Source organism: Methylobacterium sp. P5_C11 (assembly GCF_054049775.1).
Map to the genome: position 1 here is coordinate 1 of NZ_JBFULS010000064.1, position 14,835 is coordinate 14,835.

15 protein-coding genes and 1 pseudogene are annotated in these 14,835 nt (G+C 68.6%); 6 read left to right on the forward strand and 10 right to left on the reverse strand.

Going from position 1 to position 14,835, the window contains the following annotated elements:
* The 3 genes and pseudogenes from ACXJKQ_RS23950 to ACXJKQ_RS23960 all read right to left on the reverse strand — a co-directional run.
* Positions 1-181 (reverse strand): annotated as a pseudogene (locus ACXJKQ_RS23950) (IS481 family transposase); the annotation flags it as partial.
* A 429-nt stretch (positions 182-610) separates the two neighbouring features.
* Complete coding sequence (locus ACXJKQ_RS23955; protein ID WP_457108195.1) at positions 611-1,786, reverse strand: MFS transporter; 1,176 nt, start codon at positions 1,784-1,786, stop codon at positions 611-613.
* A 637-nt stretch (positions 1,787-2,423) separates the two neighbouring features.
* Positions 2,424-2,924 (reverse strand): MucR family transcriptional regulator, encoded by a 501-nt coding sequence (locus ACXJKQ_RS23960; protein WP_457108196.1) that lies wholly within the window; start codon positions 2,922-2,924, stop codon positions 2,424-2,426.
* 282 nt (positions 2,925-3,206) lie between these two features.
* On the opposite strand from ACXJKQ_RS23960, the gene ACXJKQ_RS23965 reads away from it, so the two are divergent.
* The gene (locus ACXJKQ_RS23965) at positions 3,207-5,024 is read left to right on the forward strand and encodes an outer membrane beta-barrel protein (RefSeq protein ID WP_457108197.1); all 1,818 of its coding nucleotides are present in this window, start codon (positions 3,207-3,209) and stop codon (positions 5,022-5,024) included.
* Positions 5,025-5,030: 6 nt separating this feature from the next.
* On the opposite strand, the gene ACXJKQ_RS23970 is transcribed toward ACXJKQ_RS23965, so the two are convergent.
* Together ACXJKQ_RS23970 and ACXJKQ_RS23975 are read right to left on the reverse strand one after the other, a co-directional pair.
* Positions 5,031-5,735: an SDR family oxidoreductase gene (locus tag ACXJKQ_RS23970; RefSeq protein WP_457108198.1), complete on the reverse strand. Its 705-nt coding sequence runs from the start codon at positions 5,733-5,735 to the stop codon at positions 5,031-5,033.
* 59 nt (positions 5,736-5,794) lie between these two features.
* Positions 5,795-6,283, reverse strand: coding sequence for a nucleoside deaminase (locus ACXJKQ_RS23975; protein ID WP_457108199.1), 489 nt, complete (start codon positions 6,281-6,283; stop codon positions 5,795-5,797).
* A 146-nt stretch (positions 6,284-6,429) separates the two neighbouring features.
* Between ACXJKQ_RS23975 and ACXJKQ_RS23980 the strand changes: the two genes are divergently transcribed.
* The 4 genes from ACXJKQ_RS23980 (at position 6,430) to rsmD (ending at position 9,332) form a co-directional block, all read left to right on the forward strand.
* On the forward strand, positions 6,430-6,621 hold the full coding sequence (locus ACXJKQ_RS23980) for a CsbD family protein (protein WP_457108200.1): 192 nt from the start codon (positions 6,430-6,432) through the stop codon (positions 6,619-6,621).
* Between the two features lie 77 nt (positions 6,622-6,698).
* On the forward strand, positions 6,699-6,875 hold the full coding sequence (locus ACXJKQ_RS23985) for a DUF1328 domain-containing protein (RefSeq protein ID WP_457108201.1): 177 nt from the start codon (positions 6,699-6,701) through the stop codon (positions 6,873-6,875).
* Positions 6,876-6,996: 121 nt separating this feature from the next.
* Positions 6,997-8,778: a pseudouridine synthase gene (locus tag ACXJKQ_RS23990; protein WP_457108202.1), complete on the forward strand. Its 1,782-nt coding sequence runs from the start codon at positions 6,997-6,999 to the stop codon at positions 8,776-8,778.
* Positions 8,775-9,332 (forward strand): 16S rRNA (guanine(966)-N(2))-methyltransferase RsmD, encoded by a 558-nt coding sequence (gene rsmD, locus ACXJKQ_RS23995; protein WP_457108203.1) that lies wholly within the window; start codon positions 8,775-8,777, stop codon positions 9,330-9,332. The genes ACXJKQ_RS23990 and rsmD overlap by 4 nt, the downstream gene beginning before the upstream one ends.
* Before the next feature lie 13 nt (positions 9,333-9,345).
* Here the strand turns inward: rsmD and ACXJKQ_RS24000 are convergent, their stop codons facing one another.
* The 4 genes from ACXJKQ_RS24000 to ACXJKQ_RS24015 form a co-directional block, all read right to left on the reverse strand.
* Positions 9,346-9,714, reverse strand: coding sequence for a cupin domain-containing protein (locus ACXJKQ_RS24000; RefSeq protein ID WP_457108204.1), 369 nt, complete (start codon positions 9,712-9,714; stop codon positions 9,346-9,348).
* A 44-nt stretch (positions 9,715-9,758) separates the two neighbouring features.
* Positions 9,759-10,199 carry a helix-turn-helix domain-containing protein gene (locus tag ACXJKQ_RS24005; RefSeq protein WP_457108205.1) on the reverse strand — a complete coding sequence of 147 codons (441 nt, stop codon included), beginning with the start codon at positions 10,197-10,199 and terminating at the stop codon, positions 9,759-9,761.
* Between the two features lie 388 nt (positions 10,200-10,587).
* Positions 10,588-11,526: an alpha/beta fold hydrolase gene (locus ACXJKQ_RS24010; protein WP_457108206.1), complete on the reverse strand. Its 939-nt coding sequence runs from the start codon at positions 11,524-11,526 to the stop codon at positions 10,588-10,590.
* Positions 11,523-12,062, reverse strand: coding sequence for a phasin family protein (locus ACXJKQ_RS24015; protein ID WP_457108207.1), 540 nt, complete (start codon positions 12,060-12,062; stop codon positions 11,523-11,525). The genes ACXJKQ_RS24010 and ACXJKQ_RS24015 overlap by 4 nt, the downstream gene beginning before the upstream one ends.
* Before the next feature lie 220 nt (positions 12,063-12,282).
* Here ACXJKQ_RS24015 and ACXJKQ_RS24020 point away from each other — a divergent pair, with 220 nt between their 5' ends.
* Entirely contained in the window at positions 12,283-13,935 is a 1,653-nt protein-coding gene (locus ACXJKQ_RS24020; protein WP_457108208.1) for an AMP-binding protein, read from the forward strand.
* A gap of 23 nt (positions 13,936-13,958) precedes the next feature.
* On the opposite strand, the gene ACXJKQ_RS24025 is transcribed toward ACXJKQ_RS24020, so the two are convergent.
* Entirely contained in the window at positions 13,959-14,726 is a 768-nt protein-coding gene (locus ACXJKQ_RS24025; RefSeq protein ID WP_457108209.1) for an SDR family NAD(P)-dependent oxidoreductase, read from the reverse strand.
* Positions 14,727-14,835 lie beyond the last annotated feature (109 nt).

Consider the following 14,835-nt stretch of genomic DNA (forward strand, 5'->3'; position numbering starts at 1 on the left):
AGCGCGGCGTCTTCGGTCCCATCGCCGCGTCATGCACGAAGGCTCGCTTACGCCACTTCGCGACTGTCTTGGGGTTCAGTCCATGCTGGGCGGCAAGATCTTTGAGCGGAGCTTTCGATCGCTGTAGCGTTGCTCTGACCGCGTGCGTGGTCGTGGCGCAGCCGTGAAGAACCTGTCCCATAACGCCTCCCGGTGTGCGGCGGTTACAGCTAAATTGATGCCACCACACCGCGGGACTGCACAACTAGGGTTTGCGGCCGCGGCGATCACGGTACCCTGGCACAGCGACCGTCACGCTGTTCCCTCCTTCGCCGTGGTAGCGCGCGGCAACCGAAGCGTTTCAGCGTGCTTCACACTTTTGAAACGCTTCGCCTTCGAGCGAATGCGGCCGAAGCGAAGATCAAGGCGATCGAATGCAGCATCAGCGTTCGATCTTTCTGAAATTGCTGTCTCTGCCTCTACAGTTGCAGAGCGATGACATCATGAATTTCGAGATGGGCGACTCATTCGACTCGATTGCAAAGCGCTCATACTTGACAGCTTGGGTAGGATCTGACCGCTCAGTCGGGCCAGCGAGACGGTATCGGGTTCGCGAGCGCCCTGCTCTGCCTCACGCCCCTCGCGCGGAGGGCGACAGCATTCGCCACAGGCTCCGGTTCACCGCCGTGAGAACCAATCCCAGCCCGGAAAGGGACACCGCGGCAGCGATCAGCGGCAGCTGGCCGTAATCCGCGCCCAGGGTGAGGGCCGTACCACCGATCCAGGCGCCGGTGGCGTTGCCCAGGTTGAACGCGCCCTGGTTCAGGGTGGAGGCGAGGTTCGGCGCATCGCTAGCGGCCTCCACGACCCAGATCTGGAGCGGCGAGACCAGGGCGAAGACCAGACCCGACCACAGGACGATCACGGCCACCGTGAGCGCCGGATGATGCGCGACCGCCACCAGCACCAGCAGCGCCGCGACGATGCCCAGGAAGCTGCCGACGATCGTGGCCATGGCGCCCCGGTCGGCGAGATGGCCGCCCGCGAGGTTGCCGATGGTCAGCCCGAGCCCGGCAGCGAACAGAACTCCGGTCACACCCTGGGGCGTAAACCCGGTCACGCCGGTGAGGAACGGCGTGATGTAGGTGAACACCGTGAAGAAGCTCACCGACGACAGGGTTGAGATCAGCATCGGCCGCAGCACCGGCCAGCGGCCGAGCGCGCGGAACTCGCTGACGAGCCGGCCGCGCGTCCCCGGAAGGCCGGCGGGAACACAGAACTGGATCGCCGCCGCCGCCGCGAGCCCGATCCCAACAACGGCCCAGAAGGTCGCCCGCCACCCGGCGGCCTGCCCGAGCGCGGTGCCGAGGGGCACGCCGAGGACGTTGGCGAGCGTCAAGCCCGCGAACATCAGCGAGACCGCCTGCGTGCGTTTCTCCCGCGGAACCAGATCTCGCGCCACGACGGCACCGATCCCGAAGAACGCCCCATGGGCGAAGGCCGTGAGGATCCGCGCCGCCATCAGAAGGCCGTAGCTCGGCGCCACCGCGCAGCCGAGGTTGCCCGCGAGGAACACGCCGATCAGCGCAAGGAGCGCGGTCTTGCGCGGCAGGCCCGCGGTGGCGATCGCCACGATCGGTGCACCCACGACCACGCCCATCGCGTAGCCCGAAACCAGATAGCCGGCCTGCGGGATGGTGACGCCGAAGCTCTGCGCCACTTCCGGGAGCAGGCCCATGATCACGAACTCGGTGGTACCGATTCCGAAGGAGGCAACGGCGAGGGCGAGGATCGGCAGGGGCGGCACGGCAACATCCTTCGGCGCAGGCGGAGATCCGATGGTGCGGAGCAACATCGCACTGCGACGACGCTTGGATAGCTGTGATGGCGCGGCGCACAGTTGCGCGACGTGCAAGGGCCGCGGCGCGCGTGCCCGCCGACCGGCCGCTTCGCCCACTGTCAGGACGTGATTTTCGCCCCCGCCGAATCAACGGGCGACGGCACGATCGAGGCTGACGAGATGCGGGCAGGTTCCTGACGTCGTCGCGAAGTCATCCCGACCCGGCCACCGGGGGCAACCGACACCGAAGCGTGTTGACCGCAGGGTCGTTGCGCAGACCCGATGCAGTTCGGTCGTTCTTCTCGGAAAATCCCTGGACCGGCACCAACCTGAAGCTGTGCCGCCTGTCAGAATCCGAAGAATATTCCGATGGCCGATCCCCGGGATCTTCGGGTCGGGACGGCGCGTCAGCACGAGTCGTGTGGGACATCGGGACTGACGGGCACGTATTCAGTCACCGGCCAAATCAATCGAGCCGCCGCAGCAGAGGGGCACCCCGTCGCAGCCGCAATGCCGCTGGCGATGCCAGGCTATGCTTCGGACCAAGCCGCCCGCGGCTTCGCCGTCACGAAGTCGATTGAACCTGCTGCGCTGGGACAGACAGCTATTCGACCAAGACCTTCTTCCGGCCACGCGTCTTCGTGGCGGGCGCCGTCGCCATGTCCGGTACCGCCGTTGGCGCGATGCGATGCTTGCGACGCTGCTGTCCCAATCCCAGGGCACGGGCCAATTCGGACCGCTGCGCGGAGTAGTTCGCTGCCGTCATCGGATAATCCCGCGGCAACCCCCACTTCTCACGGTACGCCTCGGGCGTCAGCCCGCGCAGTGTCAGATGCCGACGGAGAGTCTTGTACGGCTTTCCATCCTCGAAGCTGACGATATGGTCAGCCGTCACTGATTTGCGGATCGTTGCCGTGCTCAACTTCTCGACGGGCGAATTGGTGGCCCGACCTTGAGTTGTCAGCGCACTCAATGCCGCATGGATGCCGCCGATCAATCCTGGAAGGTCGCCCGCGGGTACGGAATTATTCGACACGTAAGCGGCCACGATATCGACCGCGAGCTCGATGCACGCTCCGTGCTCGCCATCTGCGTTCTCACTCACGGCAAACCTCGAGAGTTACAATTACTTGAGTCGATCAATCCCTCTCGGATGCGATCGAATTCTCGGAGACTGTAACAGAGTATACGCAAACTCTCAATCGTATTTGCAGCGTGACAGCAAGACAGACGGAATGGGGCGATTCCCGGCGGTGAAGTCGGCGTTGACGGGGTGTTAACCATGCAGCCGCTAGCTTTCGTTAACCATGCGGCAGCCACTCGGAGGCGGCATGTCCTGTGACCTCCGGGCTGTGGTGCCGGAGATGTAGGCGGAGACCGGCATCAGGTGCGGACGGCGGCTGACCGGCGGGAACGGCAGAGGACGCGGCTCGCCATCGCGGCGCTGAGCCTTACGCTCACGGCGGTGCCCGCGACCGCTCAGCGGTTCGACGCCACGAGCCCCGTCACGGGACAACCCGACAATCCCGGCCTCGGCCAGGAGACGTCACCCAACGGCCTGCCGACCCTCAAGCGTAGCATCCCCGACGGTTTCACCCGCGACGAGGGCCGCAATGGCCTCGGTGGCGGAAACTCGGGCGGCGAGCAGACCGGCGGCGACAGCCTCCGCTCACCCCTGTCGCCTCCGATCCCGGCGCAGACTCGGGGGCAGCCGGGCCTGTCCCAGCTCGACACCCGCGTCACCACCGGTGGCCGGCAGACCGGCGGGTCGACGACGGCGCCGGCAAACCTGGCTCCGTCGACCCTCCTGCGCACCAGGGCTGCCCCGCCGCGGCGGATCGGTTCGGCCACGCGGCGGGTGACGCAGGATGTCACCCAGGTTCCGGCACCGTCCCTGCGCTTGACGCCGATCGTCCAGCAGCCGGTGGTCGGCGTTCCGAATCCGCAGGCGGTGATCCCGTTCCGGCCGGGGCTTCCGCTGCTGGCCATCACGCCGGCCCTCGGTCTTCTGACACCGGGTTTCATCCTCGGCACAGACCTCGCGCGCGCGATCCCCACCGATCCAGCCTTCGCGCCGATCGGCTATCAGATCGGCACCTTCACGGTGCTCCCGACCTTCGCGCAGAGCGTCGGTTACGATTCGAATCCGGACCAGACCAATCGCCAGCTCGCCAAGGGCTCGGCGGCTTTCCGCACCGACGCCACGGTCGATTTTCGGAGCAACTGGTCGTCGAGTTCGCTCCAGGGCTCGCTGCGGGGGTCATATCTGGAGACGCCCCAGAACGAGGCCGCGAGTCGGCCCGCGGCCGACGGCACCGTACGCCTGCGCATTGACGCGGACCGGGATCTCCACATCGATGCCGAGGGGCGGTTCCTGGTGGACACGCAACGCACGTCGAGCGCCAATCTTCAGGCGGTGACGGCCACGAGCCGGCCCCTTCTGGCCGTCTATGGCGGCTCGCTGGGCGCCACCGAGACGTTCAACCGACTGTCGGTGACTCTGCGCGGTTCAATCGACCGCTCCGAATTCGACAACGCACAGCTGGCCAACGGAACGACGGTCGATCAATCCGATCGGAACCTGAATCAATACAGCCTTCAGCTCCGCACGGCCTATGAGGTCAATCCCGATTTCAGCCCCTTCATCGACCTGCTCGGTGACACCCGCGTCTACGACCGGCGGATCGACGCCTCCGGCGTGCGCCGGGATTCGGACGGCATCGCCCTCGCCTTCGGGACCAGTATCGGGCTCGGGCGCGCGCTGACAGGCGAGGTTTCCGCCGGCATCCAGCACCGGACCTATGTCGATCCGACCCTACGCGACATCAACGCGCCGCTGCTCAACGCAGCCCTGGTCTGGGCGGCGAGCCCCCTGACGACCGTCCGGCTGACCGCGGCAACCGGCGTGACCGAGACGACGATCCCGGGCTCCAGCGGCGTCCTCACGGAGGTGGCGACCCTGGAAGTCCAGCACGATCTGATGCGCAACCTCTCGATCGTCTTGGGCGGCTCCTACCTCAAGAATGATTATCAGAACAGCACTATCCGGGAGAACGGCTTCTCAGCGACCGCACGGCTCGACTACCACTTCACCCGTTGGCTGACCCTGCGCGGCACTTATCTTTACCAGAAGATCGACAGTACCGTCGCGGGCTCGAGCTTCCGGGAAAACACGTTCCTGCTCGGATTGCGCGTAAATCCCTGATCGGCCCTAGAAGCGCTCTGTCCAGGGCCGCAATTCCAGTTCCGAAGTCCAGGCGCTCCGGTCCTGACGCAGCAGATCCCGGTAGGCTCGCGCGATGGCGTCGGGATCGAGATGGCTGTCCGGAGCCTCAGGCGGTTCGCCGCCGCGGGCCGGATTGCGGATGGCGCCGTCGATGACGACGTGGGCCACGTGGATGCCCTTCGGCTGCAGTTCCCGCGCCAGGCTCTGGCCGAGCCCGCGAAGGGCGAATTTCCCCATGGCGAAGGGCGCCGATTCGGCGAAGCCCTTGATGCTCGCCGAGGCACCGGTCAGCAGGATCGCTCCGTGCCGTCGTGGCAGCATCCGGCGCGCCGCGGCCTGCGCCACGAGGAATCCGCCATAGGCCGAGACCGCGAGCGATTCAGCCACCGCGACGGCATCCAGATCGGCGATCGAACCACGCAGCCGGCCGCTCGCATTGTAGACGACGACGTCCGGAGCGCCGCCGAGGACGGGCTCGAGGCGGGCGAACAGACTTTCCACTTCTTCCGGACGACTGGCGTCGCAGGCGTGCAGGGACGCACCGGATTCCTCCGCCAGGTCCGCGAGCTTGTCGATGTTGCGGGCCGCGAGACCGATCTTCAGGCCATCGGCAGCCAGGAGCCGCGCCAGCGAGGCGCTGAGGCCGGAACCGGCCCCCACGATGAGAGCTCTGGAATAGGTCGGGATCATCGTGTGCTCCTCTGCGCGCCGGTGGAGGATGGTGGCGGGCGCGTCACGCTGGCGGGGGGTCAATCACGGCGCTGCGCGAAGAAGTCCCGGAGAAGGGCCGCCGCCTCGCGTTCACGGAAGCCACCGTAGACCTCTGGCGCGTGATGACAGGTCGGCTGGTCGAAGACCCGCGGTCCGTGCTCCACCCCACCGCCCTTCGGATCGGCGGCTCCGTAGTAGAGGCGCCGGATGCGCGCGAAGGAAATGGCGCCGGCGCACATCGGGCAGGGCTCGAGCGTGACATACAGGTCGCAACCGGTGAGCCGCTCATCGCCGATGGCGGCACAGGCCGCGCGGATCGCCAGGATCTCGGCATGCGCCGTCGGATCATGCAGACGCCGCGGCTGGTTGTGGGCGACGGCCAGCACGATCCCGTCCCGGACCACCACGGCCCCGACAGGGACCTCTCCGGCGGCGGCGGCGGCACGGGCCGCCGCGAAAGCGTGATCCAGCGCGGTCGCGGGACTGGACGGTCCGCGCCCAGGGTCGTGGATCGGATCGGCAGCCAAGGTGTTCTTACTCCATCGCCGGAATGGCCAGGGATCGGACAGACCCGCTGATTCACATCAATGTTAAGGGCTGGAACATTCGAGCGACCGTGACCGTTTCAGACACCAATGCGGCGCCGCCGCAGCTCGAACACAGGGACAACGCCATGAGCAGCACCACCGACAAGATCAAGGGCGTCGCCAACGAGGCTCTCGGAAAGGCCAAGCAGGGCATCGGCGACGTGACTAACAACGACAAGCTGAAGGCCGACGGCGCTGCCCAGGAACTCAAGGGCAAGGCTCAGGGCACTGTCGGCGATGCTAAGAGCGCTGTGAAGTCGGCGACCGACAAGCTCTGAGCACCGTATACGACCGGAACGGAACCCGCCTCAGGCGGGTTCCAGTCTCGTACCGACCCGAATAATGCGAGGATGCCATGATCGGTTGGGCTGTCACCTTTCTCGTTGTCGCTCTCGTGGCGGCGCTCCTCGGTTTCGGCGGCATCGCCGGCACGGCCATGGAAGCGGCCAAGATCGTCTTCTTCATCGCGATCGCGCTCTTCCTGATCTCCGCCGTCTTCGGCGTCATGCGCGGGCGCTCGCCCAGGCTCTGAGGTTCCGGTACTGGTCTGTGCGTCGAGGCGGTCCGAAGGGGCCGCCTTTTTGCGTTCAAGCTGCTGGCACGGGCTCAAGACCCGTCTCGCCTGCGCGGGGCGGCTCTGATAAGCCGCGGGCATGAGCGACATGCCGAACGACGATACGCCGGAGGGGGCTGCCCGTCCGGCCCCGGTTTCTCCTCGCAGCGAGAGCTGGACGCCGCCGACCGACGCGGGAACCGCCGAGGCGGCGCCTGACGCGGCCACGAAGGCTGCCGCCAAGCCGCGGGCCGCGCGTAAAGGCCCGCAGTCGGAGGCCGAACCATCCACCGGAGCCGAGGGATCGACCGAGACGCCCCCCGGTGAGCGCATCGCGAAGGCGATGGCGCGCGCCGGCATCGCCTCGCGGCGCGACGCGGAGGTTATGATCCTGGCGGGACGCGTCAGCGTCAACGGCGAGACGCTGGCCTCCCCCGCACGCAACGTCACCGAGACTGACCGTGTCCTGATCGACGGCGAGCCGATGCCGTCCCGGGAACGCAGTCGCCTGTGGATCTTCCACAAGCCCCGGGGCGTGGTGACTACGGCCCGGGATCCGGAGGGCCGCCAGACCGTGTTCGACGTGCTCCCCGAAGAATTGCCACGGGTGGTGGCCGTCGGGCGTCTCGACATCAACACCGAGGGCTTGCTGCTCCTCACCAACGACGGCGGCCTCGCCAAGGTCATCGCACATCCCGATACCGGTTGGCTGCGACGCTACCGCGTCCGCGCCCACGGCGACACCGACCAGGCGCAGCTCGACAAGCTCGCCAAGGGCGTGACGATCGACGGGATGGAGTACGGCCCGGTGGAGGCCACCCTCGACCGCGTCCAGGGCGACAACGTCTGGCTGACGCTCGGCCTGCGCGAGGGCAAGAACCGTGAGGTCAAGCGAATCCTCGAGCATCTCGGGCTCTCGGTGAACCGGCTGATCCGGCTCTCCTTCGGTCCATTCCAGCTGGGCGACCTCGAGGTCGGACTGGTGGAGGAGGTGCGCACGCGCGTGCTGAAGGATCAGCTTGGCAAGAGCCTCGCCGAACAGGCGGAAGTGGATTTCGACAGCCCGGTGCGGGAGCCGATTCCGCCCTTCGGCGGACCGCGCACGGACGGCCGCGATGCGCAGCCGGCGCCGAACCGGCGCAACGCGGCCCGTCCTGCGCCGACGCCGCGCGTCTCGACGGGCGGTACCGGCCCCGGGCCGCGCAAGTCCAGCTGGCGCGACGACGAGGGCGAGAAGCCAAGGGGTACGCGTGTGCCCCGTCGGGGCGGCGATCCCAGGGCCGCCCAGGCGGCCGCGGCGGAACGCGGCCGCGAGCGCGTCGGCTCGATCCGTGCCGGCGAGCGCAGAGTCATCGTGGAGCGGCTCGCGGCCACGCCGGTGGAGCCCGCCCCCGCCGAGAAGCCCCGCCGTCGCTTCGCCGACAACGCGACCTCCGAGCGGCCACCGCGCAACGCCTTTCCACGCCCCGATCGCGGTGCGGACACGCGCGGTGCAGACTCGCGCAACGCCCGCGATCGACCGCGCCGGGAAAACGCGCGCGCCGAAGGGCCACGGAGCGATACGCGCTTCGACGAGCGTCGCAGCGGGAAGCCGGAGGGCCGGCGCGACCGACCTTTCGAGGCCGGATCGAGCGAAGGCGCATCGCGCAAACCGGGCGGATTCCGCGGACCGAAGCCGGCGGCTGGTGGCGGCAAACCGGCTTTCGGTGGTCCCAAGCCGGGCGGTGCTCGTCCGGGCGGTTCCCGTCCCGGCGGCAAGCCGGGCGGCTTCGCCAGCAACGGATCCGGCAAGGGTGGCGCCCGGCCCGGCGGCCGACCCGGTGCTCCGCGCGGTGGTGCCAAGCCCGGCGGCGGTGGGCGGTCGCCGCGCGGACCGCGATGAGGATCGTCGGCGGTGCGTGGCGGGGACGCAAACTCGCGACGCCGCGCACCGACGCCATCAGGCCGACATCGGACCGGCTGCGTGAATCGTTGTTCAACGTCCTGGCGCACGCCTATGACGACGCCGTCGTGGGTGCCCGGGTCCTCGACCTGTTCGCCGGCACGGGCGCCCTCGGTTTCGAGGCCCTGTCGCGGGGGGCGGCCACAGCACTCTTGGTTGACGAGGGCGCTGAGGCCCGCGCGGTCATCCGCGCCAACATCGAGGCTTTCGGCGCTGAGGGCGTGACCCGCCTGTTCCGGCGCGATGCGACGCGGCTCGGGCCGGCCGCGACGGCGGGCACCTTCTCCCTGGTTTTCTGCGACCCGCCCTATGGCCGCGACCTGGCGCCACGCGCCCTCGCGAGCGCCGCCGCGGGTGCGTGGATCGAGCCTGGCGCGCTGGTGGTGGTCGAGGAAGCCGAAACCGTAGCCTCCGTCTGGCCGGCCGGTTTCACCGAGCTGGAGCGACGCGTGTACGGGGAAACCGCCGTGGCGATCGCCCGCTTCACGGCCTGAGCCGCGCCTGCGGCTACTCGACCGGCGCCGTCGTCGGGACGTCCAGTTCCGGCCCGAAATGGATCGCCAGCCAAACGGTAGGCGTGTCAGTCCACTCCACCCGGTGCCGGCGATGCGGCGCGATCAGCACGGCATCGCCGGCGGCAAGACTACGGGGGCCGGGCTCATCGGCGAAGCGCAAATCCGCCGCACCCGCCAGGATGGCGACCCATTCGGAATGCGGTTGATCGTAGTGGAAACCGGGCGGGCTCGCTTGGCCGGTCGAGACGATGCGTTCCACGCGCAGGCCGGGCGCGGAGACCAGAACCGACACGATCTCGTCGGTCTCGTCGTGCGGCAGATAGGCCAGAAGATTGGTCACGGGCGTCGGGGTTGCGGCCATGGTCTCCCCGCTCGATCCGTTCCGCGATGGCTCTATGCCGCGCGTCAGGCTTTTCCGGAAGCCGCGGCTCCCTGATGGGCGGCCTCGTCAGCCGGCTTAGTCTGACCGATCCGCGCTGCGGATTTCACGAGCGACAGCACGTCCCGACGCATCTGCTCGTCGGCGATCTGATTGTAGGCCCGGAGAAGCTCGACGGCCCCGGCGACCCGCAGCAGCGTCGGGCCGTTCTCCGTGACCGCCTCGGGCTCCGGCTCGAAGAAGCTGGAGACCGGGACGCCAAGCCGCTCGGCGATCGCCTGCAGGCGGCCGGCCCCGACCCGGTTCTTGCCGGTCTCGTACTTCTGGACTTGCTGGAAACTGACGCCCAGCGCGCTGGCCAGGGCGGACTGGCTGAGCCCGTTGGCGGCCCGAAGGAACGCGATGCGGCTGCCGACCCCGTGATCGATCGCGGTAGTCTGCTTCGGCTTGGGGGTTGGGTTGGCCATGGTGGGTAGTCCGGATGTTCTGGCTGTTAGCAGGCTTGCTCGCCCGGATTGCGGGCGCCAATCACAACCAACAGGTGCAACATTAGGCGTCCGAGATCCAGAGCTGTCGCCTGTTAGTGCCACAGATCAGCCACGCGCGCAACGAATGGTTACGCTATCGAAATCTTAGGTCGCGAAGTCGGCCGCCCCGCCCCTTCAGTCGCCACGATGATAGCGCCACAAATACGGACGACGATCAAATAAAAGTGAGCAGATTTATCTAATCATCGACTTTCGAAAACTGTGGGGCGCTATTCGGTGCCCTGCGACGCGTCGGTTCGCCCGAATGGATCCCTTGCGTCCGGACCGGCAAACGGCCGCTCGATCCCGGCTTTCCTGCCGCCTGAATTCACGCCGCCGGACCGAGCCACGCGGTCACGATTCGCAACTGTTCGTCGTCCAGCAGCGCCGGCGCGTGACCGCAATCCGGGATATCGACCCGCTCGGTGGGTGGACCGCGCCGGGTCATCTCGTCGGCCGTGGCGGCGAGCAGCAGCTCCGAGCGTTCCCCGCGCAACAGCAGGACGGGACAGGAGATCGCGTCCCAGTCGCGCCACATGCTGACGCTGTAGACCCGCCCGGGCCGGAACGCGTCGCCGATGCCGGGATCGTAATGGGGCCGCCAGCCACCGTTGGGTTCCGGGAAGAAGCTGTGTTTGGCGATGTGGCGCCATTGCTCGTCGGTGAGCGGCCCGAACGCGCCCAGCACGGTGCGCAGGCGCGACTCGCCCGAGGCGAGGTTGTGGTGCAACCGCGGCGCATCGCGCAGGCGTGAGCCGATATGCCGGATCGGCGCCCAGGGCAGGAACGGGCCGATATCATTGACCACCATCCGGCGGATGGGAGAGCGGGCCGCGGCGGCGAGGACCATGCCGGTCAGGCCGCCGAGGGAGGTGCCGACCCAGTCGATCTTCCCGACGATCCGGAGATGGGCGATGAGCGCCGCCATGTCGGCGGCGTATTGCGGCAGGCCGTAGAGTTCCGGGTCCTTCAGCCATCCGCTCAGGCCGCGCCCGGGCAGGTCCGGGCAGACCACTCGGTATCCCAGCTTCGCCAGCCGGTAGCCGAGGGCGTCGAAGTCCCGGCCCTGGCGGCTGAGACCGTGGACGCAGACGACGACGTGCGGGCTGTCCGGATCACCCCACTCCACGTAGGCGATGCGATGGAAATCGTGCGGCGCGTAGGCCTGGAAGTGGCCGGTCCGGAACGGCACGTCGGCACGGCTCAGGTCGTCGAGGCGCGGCACCGGTGCTGTGGCGGTGCCCTGTCCCGCGGCGTGGATGTTCACGGCGTCTCCGACCGCGCCGCGGCCTCGCGCGCGAGGCGGCCGGTGGTCTGATGAAGATCGACCATCTGGTCGGTGAACCGGCGTGACTGCTCCTGCAGGAACGCCATGTTCAACGCCGCTATTTCCCGGACGTCAGCCGCCTTGGCGATCCGGTCCGCGAAGTCGAGGTTGGCCCGGACATTCGTATCCGAGGCCACGAGCATGCGGTGGGCGATCTCACGCATCGCCGCCATGGCGTGGACGGCGTTATCCTCGAAGGCGTTGTAGAGCCGCGCCCCGGCGGTCTCCCACTGCTCGCGCATTCGGCGTGCGCCGGCGACGTTGCTGTCGGTGAGCTGGTGGGCGGTGTCACGGCTGGAGCCCAACACGGAGCGCCATCCCTCGAAACTCTGCGTCACGGACGATTCGAAGGCGTTCAGCGCCATCTCACCGGCCTCGGCGAGGCTCTCGTACGCCTCGCGCGCCCGTGCGACGCCGCTCTCGGCCATGGCGCGCCCGGCCCCGGTGGAGACCATCGGCAGGTTGTCGTTCCCCACTATCGTCTTCCCCTGTCGGCCTGTCGCGCCCGACCCAACCACAACGTGGCTCGGAGAACCGGCATCCGCCAGGGTTGCGTCGCCGTCAACAGGGCTCGGTGACAGATCGCGCGCGTGACGCCGCCCATCGCCGCGCCGCCGATTGACAGGCGGTACGGCCGCGAAATCATCCTGGGGTGGAGCGCACGCCACGCCCGACGCCTGATCAGAAGGCCCAACGATGACGGAGACGCCTCCGATTTACGCCGAGAGGTTCGAGACCGGCGATCACCCGTTCGAGGTCGGTCTCGGCCGCAGGCCGGCCAACGACGTCCCGCTGACCCCGGCGAGCCTGCTGGCGCGCGCCGCCGCCGCCGCCGGCGCGAGAGTCGCGGTCGTCGACGGCGCGCGGCGCCTCACCTACGCGGATCTCTACGCCCGCTGCCGTCGCCTCGCCGGCGGCCTGGCCGGCCGGGGAGTCGGGCGGCTCGATACCGTGGCGATCCTGGCGCCGAACGTCACGGAAATGATCGAGGCCCATTTCGCCGTGCCCATGGTCGGGGGGGTCCTGAACCCGCTCAATACTCGCCTCGACCCAACGACGATCGCGTTTTCGCTCCGGCACGGCGGCGCTCGGGTCCTGATCGTCGAGGCCGAGTTCGGCGCGCTGGCCGCGAAGGCGCTCGCCGAACTCGGCGAGCCCGTCCTGGTGGTGGCGATCGGCGAGACCGGCATCGACGGGGCGCTGCCCTACGAGATGCTGCTGGCCGAGGGCGATCCGGACTATGCCTGGAAAGGCCCGACGGACGAGTGGCAGTCGCTCTGCCTGCTCTACACATCCGGCACGACCGGCGACCCGAAGGGCGCGGTCTACAGCCATCGCGGCGGCTATCTCCAGGCTCTCGGCAACGCCGTCACCTTCGGGCTCACCGCCGACAGCGTCTATCTCTGGACGCTTCCCATGTTCCATTGCAGCGGCTGGTCGTATCCCTGGGCGAGCGTCGCCGCCTGCGCCACGCAGGTCTGCCTGCGCCGAGTCGAGCCGGCGGCGATCTTCCGGCTGATCGCCGAGCATGGCGTGACACATCTCTGCGGCGCGCCGATCGTCCTGTCGATGATCGCGCACGCGCCGGCCAACAACCGCAGGCCGTTCCCCCAGCGCGTGCGCTGCGCGGTCGGCGGCGCGGCCCCGTCCTCGACGATCATCCGCACCATGGAGGAACTGGGCTTCCAGGTGACGCACCTGTACGGCGCGACCGAGAGCTACGGCCCTGCGACGGTCTGCCTGGCGCAGCCGGACTGGACGGACCTGGACGATCCCGAGCGCTACGCCCGCATGGCCCGCCAGGGCGTGCCGCTGGCGACCCTGGAAGCCCTGTGCGTGGCCGATGCGGCGACGGACGCGCCGGTGCCCCGGGACGGCATGGCCGTTGGCGAGATCCGCCTGCGCGGCAACACGGTGATGAAGGGGTATCTCAAAAATCCGGACGCCACCGAGCAGGCGCTCGCCGGCGGCTGGTATCGGACCGGCGACCTCGCGGTCTGGCACCCCGACGGCTCGGTCGAGATCAAGGACCGGGCTAAGGACATCATCATCTCCGGCGGCGAGAACATCTCCAGCCTGGAGGTCGAGGAGGTGCTGATGCGCCACCCTGCGGTGATGCTGGCGGCCGTGGTGGCGCGGCCGGACCCGACCTGGGGGGAGAGCCCCTGCGCGTTCCTGGAGATGAAGCCCGGCGCCTCCCCGCCGAGCGAGCAGGACCTGATCGCGTTCTGCCGCGAGCGGATGGCCCGATTCAAGGTGCCGAAGACCGTGGTGTTCGGGCCGCTGCCGAAGACGTCGACGGGCAAGATCCAGAAATTCGTGCTGCGCGAACAGGCGCGGGCGCTCTGAGCCGCGCCTGTTCGCGGCGGTCGCTACAGGCCCGAGACGAGGTGGCCGCCATCAACCGCCACGACGCTGCCGGTCATGTAGGACCCCGCCTCCGAAGCGAGCAGCAGGAGCGGTCCGTCGAGTTCGGCGGCCTCCCCCAGACGGCGCTGCGGCACGCGCTTGATCAGCGCCCGGCCGGCTTCGGACTCGAAGAAGGCGTCGTTCAGCTCGGTCTTGATATAGCCCGGTGCCAGGGCGTTCACGCGGATGCCGTAGCGCGCCCATTCCAGTGCCAGGCTCTTGGTCAGCTGAACGACCGCGGCCTTCGAAGCCGCGTAGGGGGTCAGGCCGCCCGCAACCCGCAGACCCAGGATCGAGGCGATGTTGACGATGCTGCCACCCGCGCCGTTGCGGACCATGCGCCGTCCGGTGGCCTGAGCGACCAGCCAGACGCCCTTGAGGTTGGTGTCGAGGACCGCGTCCCAGGAATCCTCGTCGAGGTCGAGGGCCGGCTTCGTGGCCGTCACGCCGGCATTGTTCACCAGGACCGCCACGGGACCGAACCGCGCCTCCGCGGCGTCGAGCGCCCGCTCGACGCTGCCGGCGTCGGTGACGTCCATGACGATCGCGTGGGCCTCGCCGCCTTCCGCCTCCACCCGCGCGACCGTCTCGGCCAGGGCATCGGCGCGGCGCGCCCCGAGGGACAGACGCGCCCCAGCCCGGGCCAGCGTCCCCGCGAAGTGACGGCCGAGGCCGCTGGAGGCGCCGGTTACCAGGACGTGGCGGCCGGCGAGATCGAACGGGCCGGACATCTCAACGCACCGTCGCGGCGGCGGGCGCCGCATGACGGAGTCGCGATCCGGATCCGTCGGCGCGTTCCTGGCATGTGGCGGCGGGTGTCGCGTCGGTGATGACGATATC

Excerpts from the sequence above, each read along its gene's own strand:
- ACXJKQ_RS23970 (WP_457108198.1), bottom strand. The coding sequence starts at position 5,735 with ATGATCCCGACCTATTCCAGAGCTCTCATCGTGGGGGCCGGTTCCGGC.
- ACXJKQ_RS23980 (WP_457108200.1), top strand. The coding sequence starts at position 6,430 with ATGAGCAGCACCACCGACAAGATCAAGGGCGTCGCCAACGAGGCTCTC.
- ACXJKQ_RS23990 (WP_457108202.1), top strand. The coding sequence starts at position 6,997 with ATGAGCGACATGCCGAACGACGATACGCCGGAGGGGGCTGCCCGTCCG.
- ACXJKQ_RS24025 (WP_457108209.1), bottom strand. The coding sequence starts at position 14,726 with ATGTCCGGCCCGTTCGATCTCGCCGGCCGCCACGTCCTGGTAACCGGC.
- ACXJKQ_RS24000 (WP_457108204.1), bottom strand. The coding sequence starts at position 9,714 with ATGGCCGCAACCCCGACGCCCGTGACCAATCTTCTGGCCTATCTGCCG.
- rsmD (WP_457108203.1), top strand. The coding sequence starts at position 8,775 with ATGAGGATCGTCGGCGGTGCGTGGCGGGGACGCAAACTCGCGACGCCG.
- ACXJKQ_RS23985 (WP_457108201.1), top strand. The coding sequence starts at position 6,699 with ATGATCGGTTGGGCTGTCACCTTTCTCGTTGTCGCTCTCGTGGCGGCG.
- ACXJKQ_RS24020 (WP_457108208.1), top strand. The coding sequence starts at position 12,283 with ATGACGGAGACGCCTCCGATTTACGCCGAGAGGTTCGAGACCGGCGAT.
- ACXJKQ_RS24005 (WP_457108205.1), bottom strand. The coding sequence starts at position 10,199 with ATGGCCAACCCAACCCCCAAGCCGAAGCAGACTACCGCGATCGATCAC.